Origin of the sequence: Achromobacter marplatensis (assembly GCF_002209535.1) — a bacterium.
Taxonomy (GTDB): domain Bacteria; phylum Pseudomonadota; class Gammaproteobacteria; order Burkholderiales; family Burkholderiaceae_B; genus Achromobacter; species Achromobacter marplatensis.
Window position 1 is genome coordinate 26,345 of sequence record NZ_NJIG01000005.1, and the last position, 16,419, is coordinate 42,763.

The 16,419-nt window shown below is 67.6% G+C and carries 14 protein-coding genes; 11 read left to right on the top strand and 3 right to left on the bottom strand.

Features of this window, described 5'->3' with window-relative positions; translation table 11 throughout:
* Nucleotides 1-57 precede the first annotated feature (57 nt).
* Nucleotides 58-765, bottom strand: a complete 708-nt coding sequence (locus tag CEY09_RS12920; protein WP_088588919.1) for a hypothetical protein — start codon at nt 763-765, stop codon at nt 58-60.
* Between the two features lie 159 nt (nt 766-924).
* Here CEY09_RS12920 and CEY09_RS12925 point away from each other — a divergent pair, with 159 nt between their 5' ends.
* From CEY09_RS12925 to CEY09_RS12965, 9 genes are all read left to right on the top strand, one after another.
* The gene (locus CEY09_RS12925; protein ID WP_088588920.1) at nt 925-1,860 is read left to right on the top strand and encodes a LysR family transcriptional regulator; all 936 of its coding nucleotides are present in this window, start codon (nt 925-927) and stop codon (nt 1,858-1,860) included.
* A gap of 46 nt (nt 1,861-1,906) precedes the next feature.
* Complete coding sequence (locus tag CEY09_RS12930; RefSeq protein ID WP_088588921.1) at nt 1,907-2,857, top strand: adenosine deaminase; 951 nt, start codon at nt 1,907-1,909, stop codon at nt 2,855-2,857.
* Between the two features lie 157 nt (nt 2,858-3,014).
* Nucleotides 3,015-4,286, top strand: a complete 1,272-nt coding sequence (locus CEY09_RS12935) for a carboxylesterase family protein (protein ID WP_088588922.1) — start codon at nt 3,015-3,017, stop codon at nt 4,284-4,286.
* A 42-nt stretch (nt 4,287-4,328) separates the two neighbouring features.
* A complete protein-coding gene (locus CEY09_RS12940; RefSeq protein WP_088588923.1) occupies nt 4,329-5,276 on the top strand; it encodes a Bug family tripartite tricarboxylate transporter substrate binding protein in 948 nt (315 codons plus the stop codon).
* Between the two features lie 131 nt (nt 5,277-5,407).
* Complete coding sequence (locus CEY09_RS12945) at nt 5,408-6,901, top strand: MFS transporter (RefSeq protein ID WP_088588924.1); 1,494 nt, start codon at nt 5,408-5,410, stop codon at nt 6,899-6,901.
* 142 nt (nt 6,902-7,043) lie between these two features.
* On the top strand, nt 7,044-8,432 hold the full coding sequence (locus CEY09_RS12950; RefSeq protein WP_088588925.1) for an amidohydrolase: 1,389 nt from the start codon (nt 7,044-7,046) through the stop codon (nt 8,430-8,432).
* A gap of 149 nt (nt 8,433-8,581) precedes the next feature.
* A complete protein-coding gene (locus CEY09_RS12955) occupies nt 8,582-9,559 on the top strand; it encodes a Bug family tripartite tricarboxylate transporter substrate binding protein (RefSeq protein WP_088588926.1) in 978 nt (325 codons plus the stop codon).
* Complete coding sequence (locus CEY09_RS12960; RefSeq protein ID WP_088588927.1) at nt 9,556-10,521, top strand: BMP family ABC transporter substrate-binding protein; 966 nt, start codon at nt 9,556-9,558, stop codon at nt 10,519-10,521. Before CEY09_RS12955 ends, CEY09_RS12960 begins: the two co-directional genes overlap by 4 nt.
* 143 nt (nt 10,522-10,664) lie before the next feature.
* Nucleotides 10,665-11,468, top strand: a complete 804-nt coding sequence (locus CEY09_RS12965; RefSeq protein ID WP_006225760.1) for an aspartate dehydrogenase — start codon at nt 10,665-10,667, stop codon at nt 11,466-11,468.
* A gap of 39 nt (nt 11,469-11,507) precedes the next feature.
* Here CEY09_RS12965 and CEY09_RS12970 read toward each other — a convergent pair whose 3' ends face one another.
* Both CEY09_RS12970 and CEY09_RS12975 read right to left on the bottom strand, forming a co-directional pair.
* Entirely contained in the window at nt 11,508-13,340 is a 1,833-nt protein-coding gene (locus CEY09_RS12970; RefSeq protein ID WP_088588928.1) for an ABC transporter ATP-binding protein/permease, read from the bottom strand.
* Between the two features lie 132 nt (nt 13,341-13,472).
* The gene (locus CEY09_RS12975) at nt 13,473-14,360 is read right to left on the bottom strand and encodes a LysR family transcriptional regulator (protein ID WP_006225758.1); all 888 of its coding nucleotides are present in this window, start codon (nt 14,358-14,360) and stop codon (nt 13,473-13,475) included.
* A 116-nt stretch (nt 14,361-14,476) separates the two neighbouring features.
* On the opposite strand from CEY09_RS12975, the gene CEY09_RS12980 reads away from it, so the two are divergent.
* Together CEY09_RS12980 and CEY09_RS12985 are read left to right on the top strand one after the other, a co-directional pair.
* Nucleotides 14,477-15,313 carry an amidohydrolase family protein gene (locus tag CEY09_RS12980; protein WP_088588929.1) on the top strand — a complete coding sequence of 279 codons (837 nt, stop codon included), beginning with the start codon at nt 14,477-14,479 and terminating at the stop codon, nt 15,311-15,313.
* A complete protein-coding gene (locus CEY09_RS12985; RefSeq protein WP_088588930.1) occupies nt 15,310-16,299 on the top strand; it encodes a tripartite tricarboxylate transporter substrate binding protein in 990 nt (329 codons plus the stop codon). The genes CEY09_RS12980 and CEY09_RS12985 overlap by 4 nt, the downstream gene beginning before the upstream one ends.
* The last annotated feature ends 120 nt before the right edge of the window (nt 16,300-16,419 follow it).

Consider the following 16,419-nt stretch of genomic DNA (forward strand, 5'->3'; position numbering starts at 1 on the left):
TTGAGGGCGACCACAGCCGCCCGAACGTGAAAGACAAGCAGGCAGCAGGAACCGCGCTTACCGCGCGGCCGGCGCGAACCAATACTGGAACACGCTGCCTTCGTTGGAATACCAGGGCAAGAGGCCAATCGAATCGGATTCGCTTCGCACGGTCACCAGCAGGCCGCCGGCCTCGGGGCGAAACAGCGCCACATGCCGCCGCACGCCCATGGATTCGTACTGGCGCCAATCGTGCCGCACGCTGACCCACAGCCGGCCCTGCGCGCAACCGGTATGCCGGCGAATGCCGTCCGGCACGCCGGCCCTGGCATCGTGAGCCAGGGCGGCCGTATCCTGCGCGCCATTCAGCTCAGGCAGATATGCGGCCGACCGTGCCCCACGCCCGTCAAGCGCCAGCACGTCCCATCCGCCGCCCGCGCGCGTGAAGGCCACGGTGGCTGCTGGCGTCGACTGCCATTCGGGCAGCACAGGGTCGCGCATGCCCTGAAGATCCAGCGGGTAGATCAGGAAATTGCGCAAATCGTTCAAGGATTTTGCTTCGCGGTCGCCCGAGCGGTATTCGCCCTGCGCCTGGTACGTGCCCGTCAAATCCGGGCATTGCGTCGGGTCCGACGGCAGCACCACGGGCGTACCGTCCCGGAAAGGCGGCCACTTGACGGAGACCTCGTCCACCTTGGCGACGCCGCAAGCGCTCAAGGCCAGCGCCATCAGCCCCGCGCCGGCAAGCCGGATCGTCCGTCGCGCGCCCAATACCGCTGCATTCATGACTGTCTCCCTACGAGCCGGCTTGCGGGCCGCTCCCACTGGCGTGCCCCGCGTTATCCGTTGTTTTGCCTGGCGACGAACTATATCCGAATCCCGCGCCGTCGTTGCCAAGCGCCCGGCACGGGAGAATAATCGGCACATCCCCTCCGACCGCGCGCCATGACACCCTTCCGAGGCAAGCTCCGCATCCGGCACCTGGAAATCGTGCTGACCGTCTCCGAATTGGGCAACCTGTCCAAGGCGGCGGCGCAGTTGCACAGCACGCAATCCGGGCTGTCGCGCGCGATCGCCGAGATCGAAGAGCTGGTGGGCGCCCGTCTCTTCGAACGCACGGCCAAGGGCACCACCTGTACGCCGCTGGGCGAGGCCATGTGCCGGCATGCCCGCCTGCTGTTGACCGACTTCCGTAAAGCCGAGATCGATCTGGCCGCCATGTCGCGCGGCGACGAAGGCAGCCTGACCGTAGGGTGCTTTTCGATGTTCGCCGGCTGGCCGGTCGCGCAGGCCGCGCGCGCCTTTCGGCAAGCCTATCCGCGCATCACCCTGACTATCGAGATCGGCACGCACGAACGCCTGATCGAAGACCTGGACGCAGGCGGCGTGGACGTGCTGATCAGCCGCTTCTCGTCCACGGTCAATCCGCAGATCTACCGTTCCACTACCTTGCTGGAGGACCAAGTGGTGCTGGCCTGCGCCACCGGCCATCCGCTGGCGGGGCGCACCGGCACCACGTTGGCGGACTATGTGGCCTACCCGTGGATCACTGCGCTGCCGGGCAGCCGCATCCGGGGCGAACTGGAAATGTCCCTGCGCAAGGCCGGATTGGCGATTCCGGATATGATCGGCGCCCTATCCCTGGAATTCGGCCGCGAAATACTGCTGGACTCGCAGTATCTATGGATGCTGCCGGGCAGCGTGGCCGCCGTGCGCCAGGCCCGCGGCGAACTCGTCGTGCTGCCGGCCCGCCCGGCCATCGGAAAATCGCCCCTGGCTGCCATCTGGCGCCGCGACCGCCCCAGTACGCTGCAGGCCCGCGCCTTCACCGAGCAGGTCGAACGCGCCATCCAGGCAGACAACATCGCACTGGCCGCGTAGGCGCGCGGCCTCTGCCTTTGCATCACCCATTTTTATCGGAGCACCCATGTACGACTGGCTCAACGCATTGCCCAAGGCGGAACTGCACCTGCATCTGGAAGGCTCGCTGGAACCCGAGCTGCTCTTCCGGCTGGCGCAACGCAATGGCGTGGCGCTGCCCTGGCCCGACATCGATGCCCTGCGCGGCGCCTACAACTACGGCAACCTTCAGGAATTCCTGGACCTGTACTACCTGGGCGCGGACGTGCTGCGCACCGAGCAGGACTTCTACGACCTGACCTGGGCTTATCTGCTGAAGTGCCGCGAGCAGAACGTGGTGCACACCGAACCCTTCTTCGACCCGCAGACCCATACCGACCGCGGCGTGCCATTCGCCGTTGTGGTCAACGGCATCCGCCAGGCGTTGGATGACGGCCGCAAGCAGTTGGGCGTGACCAGCGGCCTGATCCTGAGTTTTCTGCGCCACCTGCCCGAAGAGCAGGCCATGCGCACCCTTGACGAGGCGCTGCCCTTTCGCGACGCCTTCATCGCGGTCGGCCTGGACAGCAGCGAAAAGGGCTTCCCGCCGCGACTGTTCCAACGGGTGTTCGACCGCGCCCGCGCGGAAGGCCTGCCGGCCGTGGCCCATGCGGGCGAGGAAGGCCCGCCCGAGTACATCTGGGAAGCGCTGGACCTGCTGAAGGTGCTGCGCATCGACCACGGCGTGCGCGCCGCCGAAGACCCGAACCTGATCGCCCGCCTGATCGACGAACAGATCCCGCTGACCGTCTGCCCCTTGTCCAACACCCGGCTGCGCGTGTTTGAACACATGCGCGACCACAACATCCTGACGCTGCTGGACGCGGGCGTGAAGGTCACCGTCAACTCCGATGATCCGGCCTACTTCGGCGGCTACGTCAACGAGAACTTCCATGCGCTGTACGAGCACCTGGGCATGACCCAGGCGCAGGCGCAAGCGCTGGCCGACAACAGCCTGGACGCCCGAATCGCCAAATAGGCGGCACGTGAACCCTGCGACGCCCCGGCCATGCGGGTTGCGCATGGCAATGTTCAAAACCGGCATGGCTGCCCTGCCCCGATCGTCCCTACCATAGCCCCACGGCTGCGGCGTCCTCCGGACGCCGGCCGCACGACAACGATGCAAGGGGCAGGATATGAATCAACCCGTTCAGGCGGTGCTGCGGGCCGGCACCCTGACTGGCGTGCGCGATGCGGGCGGCATCTGCCGCTATAGCGCCATTCCTTATGCGCAGGCGCCCGTGGGCAACCTGCGCTTCGCGCCGCCGGAACCCGCGGCATGGCGCGGCGAGTTTGACGCCTCGCGTCTGGGTCCCGTGGCGCCGCAACTGCCCTCGCGGCTGCGCGGCGCCATGGGCGATTTCGATGCCCCGCAATCCGAAGACTGCCTGCACCTGACCGTGTGGACGCCCGGCGCGGACCGCGCGCGGCGGCCCGTGGTGGTGTGGCTGCACGGCGGCGCCTGGCAAAGCGGCGGCGGCGCGCTGGACTGGTACGACGGCGCGCGCCTGGCGGCCCGGGGCGACCTGGTGGTCGTGGCCGTCAACTACCGCCTGGCCGCGCTGGGCTGGCTGTATGTGCCCGGGCAAACGGCCAACATGGGCCTGCTCGACCAGGAAGCGGCCATCGACTGGGTGCTGGAGAACATCCAGGACCTGGGCGGCGACCCTGAACGGATCACGGTCATGGGCCAGTCGGCGGGCGCGTCCTCGATCTGCGCCATGCTGGCCCGGCAACCCCGCTTCTCGCGCGCCATCTTGCAAAGCGCGGCACTGGGGCGCGGTTTTCGCAGCGCCGCGCAGGCCGACGTGCTGGGACAGGCGTTTCTGCAAGCCGCAGGCGTCGACTCCCTGGACGCGGCACGCGGCTTACCGGTGTCCGCCCTGCTGGCGGCGCAGCAAGCCCCTGCCGTGCAGGACGTGCTGCGCGCCGAAGGCAGCAGCCGCAGCCAGTTCTGCCCGGTGCTTGACGGCCAGGTGCTGCCGCAGGACATCGCGCCTGCGCTGAAGCAGGGCGCCTCCCGCGCGGACGTGCTGGTGGCTTATACCCGCGACGAAATGGCCGCCTTTCCCGGCCACACGGCCGATGCAGACGGCCTGCGGGTGGGCGAGCAGGTCTTCGGCGCGCCCTCGCGCCAATGGGCCGAGGACGCCGTCGCGCAAGGCCGGCAAGCCTGGCTGGCGCGCTTCGACGTCGCGCCGACCGCGCGCTTCGGCGCCTGCCACTGCATCGAGTTGCCGTTCGTCTTCGACACCGTGGACACCTTTGCGGCCGCCCCCATGCTTGCCGGATTGCCCGAGGCCCACGCCGCCCAACTGACGCGCCGCACCCAGGACGCCTGGATCGCCTTCATCCGTGGCGATGCGCCCGGCTGGCCGATGGCGCCACACCAGCACATCCTGGCCTGATTCCGCGGCCAACGCACACACCAACAACACAAGGGGAATTTCATGTTCAAGCAAACTGCGCTGGCGCTCGCGCTGGTCACGCCATTGGCCGCCGCGGCCGCGTATCCCGACAAGCCGGTGAAGATCATCGTGTCCAACCCGCCCGGCGGGCCGGTGGACGTGATGCTGCGCGTGCTGGCCAGCAAGCTGGGCGCCGCCTGGGGGCAGCCGGTGGTGGTGGAGAACCGGCCGGGCGCCTCCGGGATCATCAGCACCAGCGCCCTGGTCAAGTCCGCGCCCGACGGCTACACGCTGGGCATGGTGGTGGCGTCCACCGTGACGATCGTGCCGTTCGCCGTGGATGCCCTGCCCTTCGACACGCAAAAGGACCTGCAGCCGATTTCGCTGGTGGCGCGCACCCCGTTCATCTTCATCGTCGCCAAGGAAAGCCCGATCAAGACCTGGGAAGACTTCGTGCGCGAAAGCCGCGCGCGCAACCTGAGCGTGGGCTCGTTCTCCATCGGCACGGCGTTTCATCTGGTGTGGGAACAGACGGCCCGGCGCGCCGGCATCAAGGCGCTGTACGTGCCGTCGTCCTCGTCCGGCAAGACGCAGAACGACCTGATCGGGGGCCAGCTGGATGTGGGCCTGGACGCGCCGTCCAGCGCCAAGGGCCTGATCGACAGCGGCCGCCTGCGCGCGGTGGCCATCACCAGCCCGGAACGATTCGGCGGCCTGCCCGACACGCCGACCTTGAAAGAGTCCGGCCTGGACTATGCGCCGCAACCCTGGATCGGGCTGATGGCGCCGGCCGGCGTTCCCAAGGACCGCGTCGCGCTGATCCAGAAGTCGGTGTCCGACATCCTGAAAGACCCGGCGATGCGTGCGCAGATGCAGACGCTGGGCATGATCCCCATCGGCAGCACGCCGGAGGAACTGGGCGCCACCATCGACGCGGACCGGACCGAGATGGCGCCGCTGATCAAGGAACTGGGCATCAAGCTGCAATAGGCGTCACCCCCTTGGCAAGCGCCGCCGCACCGGTAGCGGCGCTTGCCGGATGGTATCGAGAATGCGTTCTTTTCAATTGACCGACGGTCAGTCGATAATTAGAATGATCTTTTCCCTAGCCGGTTTCTTCCATGCAACCCTCCCGCCGCCGCGCTCTCGTCCTGGCCGTCAACCTGGGCAGCTTCATCACCATCCTGGACATCAGCATCGTCAACGTGGCGTTGCCGACCATGCAAGCCGCGCTGCGGATCGACATGGCGGGCCTGCAATGGGTGGTGGACGCCTATGCGCTGTTCCTGTCCGCCTTCATGCTGTCGGCGGGGCCGTTGGGCGACCGCTATGGCCGCAAGCGTTCGTGGCTGGCGGGCGTGCTGTTGTTCACGGTGGGTTCGGCGCTGTGCGGGTGGGCGACCACCCTGCCCGTGCTGCTGGCCGGGCGCGCCGTGCAGGGCGTGGCAGGCGCGCTGCTGATCCCCGGCGCGCTGTCGCTGCTGACGCAGGCGTTTCCCGATCCCAAGGCCCGCGCGCAGGCTATCGGTGTGTGGGCGTCATGCAATGCGATTTCCCTGATCGTGGGGCCGATGCTGGGCGGCCTGCTGGTGGCGCATCTAAGTTGGCAGAGCATCTTCCTGATCAACCTGCCGGTCGGCGCGCTGGCCATCGCGCTGGGCGCATGGGGCATCCAGGAAAGCGCGAACCCCGAGCACGCGGCGTTCGATCCGGCGGGCCAGGCGCTGAGCGTGGTGTGGCTGGGCGCGCTGACATACGGCCTGATCGCTGCGGGCGAACACGGCTGGCGTGCGGTGGACGCGATGGTCTCTCTTTGCGTGGCGGCCGTGGGGCTGGCCGCTTTCCTCGTCGTCGAACATCGCGCGGCGCGGCCGCTGTTGCCGCTGGCCCTGTTCCGCGACACCGGCTTCGCCACCACCAACTTCGCGTCTTTCGTGTTGGGCTTTTCCGGCTACAGCAGCCTGTTCTTCTTTTCCCTGTACCTGCAGCATGTGCAGGGCCTGTCGCCGCTGGCGGCGGGATGGCGGATGGCGCCGCAGTTCGTCGCGGCCGGACTGGTGTCCACGGTGTTCGGCCGCCTGAATCTTCGCTTCGGCCTGCCGCGGCTGATGGTCGCGGGCTATGGCCTGATCGGCGTGGCCATGCTGGGCATGATGCGGTTCGAGGCGCACACGCCCTGGCTTGAGACCGGCTCCCTGATGGTGATGCTGGGCCTGGGCATGGGGCTGGCGGTGCCGTCGACCAGCATGGCGGTCATGGCCACGGTGCCGCGCGAACGCTCGGGCATGGCGTCCGCCACCATGAATGCGCTGCGCCAGACCGGCATGACGATCGGCATCGCGCTGCTGGGCGCATTGATGAGCGGGCGCGCGGTCGACGCGTTGACGCGCACCCTCGCCCACGCCGGCGTCAGCGATGCGCACGGCGTGGCGCGCGCTGCCGTCACCCGGCATGTGATGCCCGAGCAGCCGGCAAGCGTCGCCGGGTGGTTCGCCGATGCGCTGGCCGGCGGCTTTCACGCCGCGATGCTCATCGCGGGCGGTGCATCGGTGGTGGCAGCCATGCTGCTGTGGGTCGTGGCGCGCGGCGCAAAACCCGCGCTGCACGCCGCCTGAATGTGCGATTTTGGCGTTCGGAATTCCACCTTTCGGAATCAAACGGGGCGGATTTTAAGCATCCGTAACAAAGCTGCCGGCCACGCGGCGCTTGGGTAAGATCCTCATCCAATAACAGGTTAACAACCACGAGGAGAAGACCATGCAGTCCCGCAAGACAGTGTTCCGGCTGGCCCCATTGGCGCTTGCCGCCCATCTGCTGATGGCCGGCCCCGCCGCCGCGCAAAGCGCGCCCGGCACGCAAGGCCCGTTGGCTCCCGCGCCCAACGCCGCCCTGTCCGAACAGATCGACCAGCGTGCGAAAGCGATCGAAGACAAGCTCATCGCCTGGCGCCGCGACATCCATCAACACCCCGAACTGGGCAACCAGGAAACGCGCACCTCCAAGCTTGTGGCCGACCATCTGCGCGGGCTGGGCATGGACGTGAAGACCGGCGTGGCAGGCACGGGCGTCGTCGCCGTGCTCAAGGGCGGCAAGCCCGGCCCGGTCGTGGCGCTGCGCGCCGATATGGACGCCCTGCCCGTCAAGGAACAAGTGGACGTGCCGTTCGCCTCCAAGGCCAAAGGCACCTATCTGGGCAAGGAAGTGGACGTGATGCACGCCTGCGGCCACGACACCCACACCGCCATCCTGATGGCCACCGCCGAAGTCCTGGCCGGCATGAAAGACCAGTTGCCCGGCAGCGTGAAGTTCATTTTCCAGCCCGCCGAGGAAAGCCCGGCCGACTTCGAACCCGACGGCAAGAAGATCTGGGGCGCCAAGATGATGGTGCAGGAGGGCGTGCTGGACAATCCCAAGGTGGATGCCATCTTCGGCCTGCATGTGTCCAGCGCCTACCCGGCCGGCTGGCTGTCGTGGCGTAGCGGCCCGGCCATGGCCGCCGCCGACCAGTTCTGGATCGACGTCACCGGCAAGCAGACGCACGGCGCGCGCCCCTGGTCGGGCATCGACCCCATCGTCGTCAGCTCGCAGATCATCCTGGGCCTGCAGACCATTCCCAGCCGCCAGATCAACAGCATGCTGGAGCCGGCCGTCATCACGGTGGGCGCCATCCACGGCGGCAACCGCATGAACATCGTGCCGGACAACGTCGCCATGACGGGCACCATCCGCACGTATGACGAAGGCATGAAGAAGGACATCCATCAACGCATCGCCCGCACCGCCGAGATGATCGCGCAAAGCGCCGGCGCCCGCGCCGACGTGCGCGTGGTCGAACTCTATAACGCCACCGTCAACAACCCGGCGCTGACCGAGCAGATGGGTTCCACGTTGCGCCGCGTGGCGGGCGAAGGCAACTATGGCCTGCAGCCGAAGTCCACGGCATCGGAAGACTTTTCCTTCTACCAGGAAAAGGTGCCCGGCATGTTCTTTTACCTGGGCGTGACGCCCAAGGGCACCGATGTAGAGAAGGCCGCTCCCAACCACTCGCCGCGCTTCTACGTGGATGAGTCCGGTTTGGTGAACGGCGTGCGCGCCTTGTCGAACCTGACCATCGACTATATGGCCCGCGCGCAGAAAGGCAGCTGACGATCGGGCCATTCGCCCTTGAAGTGAACCCGCCGCGGCTTGCCGCGGCGGGCATAAGCAAACGGCTACAAATTCTTTGTCAGGCGTTGCCCGGTTTTCTACATTACGCCCCTTTGCCGCCCGCGCGGCCGCCATGTAGAAGCCCCGCCATGCCGCTCTCCCGTCGAAAATTCATGCTTGCCAGCGCATTGGCGCTGCCCTTGGCGCGCCCGCGCGCCGCACGCGCCGCCGTCTGGCCCGACCGCCCCATCCGCCTGGTCGTCACGTTCCCGCCCGGCGGCGCCAGCGATATCGCCGCGCGGCTCATCGCACCGGTGCTGGCCGAACGGCTGGGCCAGCCGATCGTCATCGAAAACAAGCCCGGCGCGGGCTCCACCATCGGCGCCAGCCTGGTGGCCCAGGCGCCGGCCGACGGCTACACCCTGCTGATGTCGAATTCGGCGCCCTTGTCGATCTCGCCCGCGCTGATGCCGCAAGGCGGCTATGACGCGCTCTCCAGCTTCAACCACATCGCCTATGTCGGCGCGGTGCCCACCGTATTCGTCGTGCATCCGTCGGTGCCGGTCACCACCTTCGCGGAGTTGACCGCGTGGATCCGCGCACAAGACCAGCCCGTGCAGTACGGCAGCGGCGGCCTGGCCTCCGTGGGGCAGATCGTGGGGGAACTGTATTCCCGACAGACGGGCGCACGCCTGCAGCACATTCCCTACAAAGGGTCCGGCGCCATGCGCAACGACTTGCTGGGCGGGCAGATCCGCGTTGCCGTCGACGCCCTGCCGCAAAACCTGCCGTTCCTGCGGACAGGCCAATTGCGCCTGCTGGCCGTCACCACCGCGCAGCGCGTGCCGCAAGCCCCCGACATCCCCGCTGTCGGTGAACTGGGTTATCCCGGCCTGATCGCCGAAAACTTCGTCGGCCTGTCCGGTCCGCGAGGCTTGCCCGATGCGGTGTCGCAGCGCGTGAACGAGGAAATCGGCCGCGTGCTTGAGACGCCCGACATCCGTGCGAAGCTTGAAGGGCAAGGTTTTGTGCTGGCACGCAAATCGCCCGCCCAATTCACGGACTTCGTCCGTCTTCAGGCCGAGGCCTGGGGGCCGGTGGTGCGGGCCACGGGAGCCAGCCTGTGAGCCCCCGCCGAATACTGGTGCTGTTCGGCCATCCGGGCCGTGGCGGATTCAACGAAGCCGCCGTGCAAGGCGCCGAACGCGCCGCGCAGGCCGGCCTGCCTTTGCAGCGGGAATGGATAGCCGCCAACGACGCCAAGACGCGCGCCGAGCGCATCGCACAGTTGTGCGACACGGCCCCGGATCTCGTCATCGTGCATGGCGGCCAGGGCGACGCGCCCGTCGCCGAGGTAGCGCCGCGATTTCCGGGCACGCAATTCGCCATCACTCAGGGGCACCACACCGGCCCCAATGTCGCGTCGTACGAGATCCTGCAGGAACACTCAGCCTTTCTGGCAGGCGTGCTGGCCGGCTTGCGCGCCAGCAACGGCCGGGCCGCCCACCTGTCGGGCGAGCGCGTGCGGCCGGGGTTAAAGGGCCGCGCCGCCTATGCCGATGGCGTGCGGCGCGTGACCGGCCAGGACCCGCTGACCGCATTCTGCGGCAACCAGCACGACCCGGAACTGGGCGCGGCCTGGACCCGCGCACTGTCCGCACGGGACGCCCGCGTGCTGTTCGCCATGATGGATGGCGGCCGCGACGGCGTGACGCGGGTATGCCGCGAAACCGGCGTGTGGCAGATCGGCAATGTACTGGACTGGGTGGCCCGCGATCCGCAGGTGTACCTGGCATCTGCCCTGGCGGACTCGGGGCTGTGCGTGGAGCGCGCCGCTGCCGACCATGCCGCGGGCGCGCTGGCGGTTGGCCGGATCACGCGCTTCGGACTGGAGGAAGCCGCGTCGCTGCGCCTGGTGGTCGGCGCCAAGGTCGGCGCGGAAGAACGCCGTGTGCTGGACGACTGGGCTGGTCAATTGGCCTCAGGCGCCATCGATATCGCGCCGGACTATGCCGGCGTGGAATTCGAGATGCCGGTCCGATCCCTGCCCCGGGCCGTTGGCGCCGCGATTTCACATCCCGGGCGATAGGTGACGGGCCGGGCGCGGCCCCTCATTGCGCATTGACGCCCGCCGGCACGGTAGCTACAGTGGCCGGCAGCCCAGCGCCGTGTCAATCGGCGCCCCCGCCCCGTGAACCGCCGCGGTCCGCCGCAGCCCTCTTCTGGACCCTTATGAACAGCTACCGCGTCGGCATCGCCGGCTTCGGCGCCATCGGCCAAGCCGTGGCGCAATCCCTGGATGCCGGCTTACCCGGCCTGACCCTCGCCGCCGTCGCCGTGCGCGACCCCAAGGCTCCGCCGGCCTTCGCCTGGACGCAAGCCGCCCCGACCTTCACCACCATCGATGCCCTGCACGAACATTGCGACGTGGTGGTGGAATGCGCGCCGGCCGCTGTGTTCCGCAACATCGCCGAACCGGTGCTGCGCAGCGGCAAGAAGATGGTGGTGCTGAGCTCGGGCGCCCTGCTGCGCCACGACGACCTGATCGAACTGGCACGCCAGCACCACGGCCAGATCCTGGTGCCGTCGGGCGCCATCCTGGGCCTGGACGCCATCACCGCCGCCGCCGAAGGCGTGATCCATTCCGTCACGATGATCACCCGCAAGCCTGTGCGCGGCTTGCTGGGCGCGCCTTACCTGACCGACAACAATATCGACATCGCGGACATCACCGAACCGCGCCTGATCTTCCGCGGTTCGCCACGCGAGGCCGCCGTCGGCTTTCCGGCCAACCTGAACGTGGCGGTCAGCGTGTCGCTGGCGGGCATCGGGCCGGACCGCACCACCTTGGAAATCTGGGCGGACCCGTCGCTGGAACGCAATATCCATCGCGTTGAAGTCGTGTCGGATTCGGCGTCTTTCTCGATGGAGATCCAGAACATTCCGTCGGCCAATCCGAAGACCGGCCGCATCACCGCGCAAAGCGTGATCGCCGCGCTGCGCAAGCTGACCGGGCCGCTGCGCGTGGGCACGTAAAGCTCACCCGAGGCGCCCGGCCCACGCGGCCGGGTGGCCTCAAGCCGCAGCGCGCAACGGCGTGCCGGCGGCAGGCGGCGCCATCGGCCCCGCCGTCCAGTTGCCCGCGCCGTCCAGCGCCAGCCGATGCGTGTGGAACGGGTCCAGCGTGCTGCGATGGCCCACGCTGACCAGCATGCAATCGGGCAAGGCGCCGCGCAGCAAGCTGTACAGCATGTACTCCAGCCCTTCGTCGGTGGCAGACGTGGCCTCGTCCAGGAACACGATGGCGGGCCGGTTGAACAGCACCCGCGCAAACGCCACCCGCTGCTGTTCGCCCAATGACAGGATGCGGGACCAATCCGCGACTTCATCCAGGCGCTGGGCCAGATGTCCCAGGTTGACTTGGCGTAATGCCTCGGCCAGGCGTGCATCGTCTTCCGGTTGCGCCTCTCCAGGGTAGGCCACGGCGCCGCGCAGATCGCCCAGCGGCAGATAGGGCCGCTGCGACAGGAAAAGCGCCGCCGCGCCCTGCGGCCGGCGCACGTGGCCTTGCGCGTAGGGCCACAAGCCGGCCAAGGCGCGCAACAGCGTCGTCTTGCCGCTGCCCGAGGGGCCTTTGATCAGCAAGCTCTGCCCCGCGCGCATCTGCAGGTTCAGTTCGCGCAGCAACGTGCTGCCATCCGGCCGCGTCACCGTGACGCCGTGGATCTCCATCGCGTCGGGCAGCGGCTCGGTCTGCACGGACGGCAAGGCGCGCGCGGCTTCGTTGGCATCCAGGAACCCGTTCAGCCGGTCCAGCGTGGCACGGTATTGCGCAAAGGAATCGTAGGACGTGCGAAAGAACGACAGGGCATCCTGCACCTGGCCGAACGCCTGCGACGTCTGCATCACATCGCCCAGCTTGATCGCGCCGCTGAAGAAGCGCGGGGCCTGCAGGATGAAGGGAAACACCACCGCCACCTGGCTGACCGACAGGTTGAACCCGTCGAACTTCAGGCCCCGGTAGACCCGCGCCCACAAGTTCGCGATATAGGCCGTGAACCGCGTCCACAACGTGGCGCGCTCTGCCGCTTCGCCCTGGTAGAACGCCACGTTCTCGGCGTTTTCGCGCAGTCGGACCAGCGCGTAGCGGAAGTTGGCGGTCAAGCGTTCGGACAGAAAATTCAGCTGAATCAAGGGCCGGCCGATCTTGAAGGCGAACCAGGTCGCGACGATCACGTACAGGAAGACCACGAACACCATGGCGCGCGGGATCTCGACGCCCGCGACCGCCAAGGGGCCGGACAGGCCCCACAGAATGCCCGTGAACGCCACCAGCGATACGATCGCGCTCAACGCGCCGATGGCCAGCGTGCGTGAACCCGTGACGAACATCGCGATGTCCTGCTCGATGCGTTGGTCGGGGTTGTCGACGGGCGCATCGACGAAATGGCCGCGGTAGTAGGCGCCCGCGCCCAGCCAGTCACGCGTCAGCCGGTCGTTGAGCCACACGCGCCAATGGATGTCGAAGGACTGGCCGGCATAGCTATCGGCCAGGGTGCGCACCACGTGCACACACGCCAGCACCGAAAAGATGCCCAAAAAGCGCCAGAATGCGGAGGGGTCGAGTGCCTGCAGCGCACTGTAGAAGCCGTTGTACCAAAAGGAAAACAACACGGTCATGCGTACCGCCGCCATCGCCAGAAGCAGCAGCATCGCCAACGTCAGCAGGGGGCGCCAACTGCGCCGCGGCGTCAGGTACGGCCAGGCCAGGCGCCAGAATTTCCGGCCCCAATCGGTGCTGCGGGCCAGCACCATCGTCATCGCGACCATCGCGATGGCCGTGATGCCGAAGGCGCGCACGAGCCACAGCGCGCTTTCCGTCAATTGCTGCTGCCAGTTCAGATCCATGGGCAAGCCCCCGAATAACCGTTTCTGGTTAGACGGGGCGGATGGCCCGGGTTCCGAAGAAAATGCCGTTTTAAGCCAGGCTTAAGCGTTCTGAAAGCGCGGCTGAACGCGCAGTGAAAGGCTGAGCGAAAATCAGCGCGGACCGAGGTCCAGATTGGCGAAAAGATCAGCCAGCGTGGGCACCGAACGGGCCGGCCAGATCGCGCTCAGGTCGAAGCTGGGCAAGCTGTGGCCGTCGCGCACTTCGCAAAAACGCACGCCGCCGAAATTCATCGTGCGGATCCAGCTGGGCAAGAGCGCCACGCCGCACCCGCCCGCCACGCAGGACAAGACGGTCAACGTCCGGTTGGCCTCCTGCGCCACCTGGGCGTCGTGCCCGCCCTTGCGCATGGCGTCCAGGATGCCCGCATAGAACGCCGGCAACTGCGCCTGCGGATACATCACCAGCCCCGCTTGCGCGATCTGCGCCATTGATACCTGCCCGTCTTCCGCCACGACGAACTCGTCGGGCACCGCGGCCACCAGCCGGTCGCGCAACAACTGCCGTTCCCGCATGCGCCCGCCCACGGCGACCGGCGTGTGCATCAGGCCGATGTCGATCTCGCCCGTCTGCAGGGCCTCGGCTTGTTCGGCGTTACTCATTTCGCGCAAGATCACGCGCACGCCAGGCGCCTGCCGCCGCATTTCGCGCAGCGCGCGCGGCAAGGTGTCGAAAAGCGCCGATGACACCAGCCCCACCGTCAACTGCCCCGCGCTGCCGCGGCCGATCTCGCGCGCCCGCTGCGCCGCCGCATCGATACGCGCCACGCTGGTCCGCACGTCTTCCAGGATGGCAAGCGCGGCCGGCGTGGGTGCGGCACCCTGGCGCGAGCGTTCAAAGAGGCGCACCCCCAGATCCTTTTCCATGCGGGCGAGCGCCTGGCTCAAGGCGGGCTGGGCGATGCCCAGCCATTCCGATGCGCGGCTGACGCTGCCGTGGTCCACCACCGCCAGGAAGTAGCGCAGGTGCCGGGTTTCCATATTAATCCGATATATAAAAAGCGATTTTCCACAATAGAAAACTATACCCTGACTTCTTAGAATCCCGCCTTACAGAACAGCGTGGACAACGTCCACGCACAGAACAGGAGACCGCCTTGCCCCCGCTCGCGACCGGCGTTGCCGTCGACACCCATGCGCACGTATTCCAGCAAGGCCTGGCGCTTGCCGATACGCGCCGCCACACGCCCGATTACGACGCGACGCTGGCCGATTACCTGGCGCTACTGGATACGCACGGGCTCAGTCACGGCGTGCTGGTGCAACCCAGTTTTCTAGGCACCGACAACCGCTACCTGCTGGACGCCCTGCGCGCTGCTTCTGGACGCCTGCGTGGCGTGGCGGTCGTCGCCCCCGGCATCGCAGACGGCGAATTGCAGGCGCTGGCCGACGCCGGCGTGGTAGGCATCCGCCTGAACCTGATCGGCTTGTCCGTGCCCGAGCTTGCCGCCCCTGGCTGGCAGGCCCTGCTGGCTCGCGTGAATGCGCTGGGCTGGCACGTCGAAGTCCATATCCAGGCGGCTCGCCTGCCGGATATCCTGCCCGCCTTGCTGGCTGCCGCTTGCCGCGTGGTCGTCGACCATTTCGGCCGGCCCGACCCGGCACTCGGCGTGGCGGACCCCGGCTTTCTGTACCTGCTGCAACAGGCCGGCAGCGGCCGCGTATGGGTCAAGCTGTCGGCGCCTTACCGCAACTGGCAGGCCGCGGACTGTGCTGCATCCGGCCGATTGGCCACGCAGCAATTGCTGGCCGCCTACACCGCGGACCGCCTGATGTGGGGCAGCGACTGGCCCCATACCGAACACCGCCACCTGGCGTCCTACCCCGCGGCAACGCAATGGCTGGACGCCTGGATCGACGACCCCACGCAACGGCATGCCGTGCTTGCCGGCACGCCGTTGCAGCTGTTCCAATTCCAAGGAGACAAACCATGACCCACCTGATCAAACGCCTGGCGCGCGGTAGCGGCCTGCTCGTTGCCGCCGGCCTGCTGGCCGGCGCCGCTAGCACGGCATCCGCCGCCTATCCCGAACGCGCCGTCACGCTGGTCGTGACCTATCCGCCCGGCGGCACCGTGGACGTCGTGGCCCGCCTGATCGGCCCCAAGCTGGCCGCCGAACTGGGCCAGCCCGTCGTCATTGAAAACCGCGGCGGCGCCGGCGGCATGATCGGCGGCGCGGTCGTCGCCAAGGCGCAGCCCGACGGCTACACGCTGATGCTGGACGCCTCGAACCACGCGCAGAATCCCGCGCTGCATTCCAAAATGCAGTTCGACACGCTGACCGCGTTCGCGCCTGTGTCGTTGCTGCTGCGCGTGCCGAACGTGCTGGTCGTCACGCCCTCGTACGAGGTCAAGACGGTGGCAGACCTGATCAAGCTGGGCCAGCCCGGCGCCAAGGACCACGTGTATTTCGCGTCGGCCGGCCCCGGTTCGGCGCAGCACCTGGCGGGCGAACTGTTCAACCTGTTGGCCAAGACGCAGTTGCAGCATGTGGCCTACAAGGGCGGCGGCCCGGCCATGATCGACGTCATGTCCGGCCAGGTGCCCGTCATGTTCGCCAGCATGGGATCGGCCTGGCAGCACGTAAAGAACGGCAAGCTGCGCGCAGTAGCCGTCGGGGGTCTGGAACGCTCGAAGACTGCGCCCGACCTGCCCACCATCGCCGAATCCGGCGTGCCGGGCTATGAGACGTATGAATGGAATGCCGTGTTCGCTCCCGCCGGCACGCCGCCCGCGATCGTCGACCAGGTGTCGCAAGCGCTGGCCAAGGTGTTGAAGGACCCTGCCATCGCCGAACAGCTGGCCGGCATCGGCGCTGAGCCGATCGGCTCGACACCCGCCGAACTGGACACCTTCCGCCGCGCCGAAATCGCCAAGTGGCAGCGCGTCGTGAAGGAAGCGGACCTGAAGCTGGATTGAGTACTGCCGGGCCAGCCAGCCCGGTTGCCGGATTGCCGGTCTTGCGGCGCCCTTGTCGGGCGCCGCTTTTTTTCGCGCAGCGGCGTGCTGCCGGCGCAGCTATCATCATGGCTTGAAGCA

Excerpts from the sequence above, each read along its gene's own strand:
- CEY09_RS12935 (WP_088588922.1), top strand. The coding sequence starts at position 3,015 with ATGAATCAACCCGTTCAGGCGGTGCTGCGGGCCGGCACCCTGACTGGC.
- CEY09_RS12940 (WP_088588923.1), top strand. The coding sequence starts at position 4,329 with ATGTTCAAGCAAACTGCGCTGGCGCTCGCGCTGGTCACGCCATTGGCC.
- CEY09_RS12985 (WP_088588930.1), top strand. The coding sequence starts at position 15,310 with ATGACCCACCTGATCAAACGCCTGGCGCGCGGTAGCGGCCTGCTCGTT.
- CEY09_RS12950 (WP_088588925.1), top strand. The coding sequence starts at position 7,044 with ATGCAGTCCCGCAAGACAGTGTTCCGGCTGGCCCCATTGGCGCTTGCC.
- CEY09_RS12965 (WP_006225760.1), top strand. The coding sequence starts at position 10,665 with ATGAACAGCTACCGCGTCGGCATCGCCGGCTTCGGCGCCATCGGCCAA.
- CEY09_RS12975 (WP_006225758.1), bottom strand. The coding sequence starts at position 14,360 with ATGGAAACCCGGCACCTGCGCTACTTCCTGGCGGTGGTGGACCACGGC.
- CEY09_RS12925 (WP_088588920.1), top strand. The coding sequence starts at position 925 with ATGACACCCTTCCGAGGCAAGCTCCGCATCCGGCACCTGGAAATCGTG.
- CEY09_RS12945 (WP_088588924.1), top strand. The coding sequence starts at position 5,408 with ATGCAACCCTCCCGCCGCCGCGCTCTCGTCCTGGCCGTCAACCTGGGC.
- CEY09_RS12920 (WP_088588919.1), bottom strand. The coding sequence starts at position 765 with ATGAATGCAGCGGTATTGGGCGCGCGACGGACGATCCGGCTTGCCGGC.
- CEY09_RS12930 (WP_088588921.1), top strand. The coding sequence starts at position 1,907 with ATGTACGACTGGCTCAACGCATTGCCCAAGGCGGAACTGCACCTGCAT.
- CEY09_RS12970 (WP_088588928.1), bottom strand. The coding sequence starts at position 13,340 with ATGGATCTGAACTGGCAGCAGCAATTGACGGAAAGCGCGCTGTGGCTC.
- CEY09_RS12955 (WP_088588926.1), top strand. The coding sequence starts at position 8,582 with ATGCCGCTCTCCCGTCGAAAATTCATGCTTGCCAGCGCATTGGCGCTG.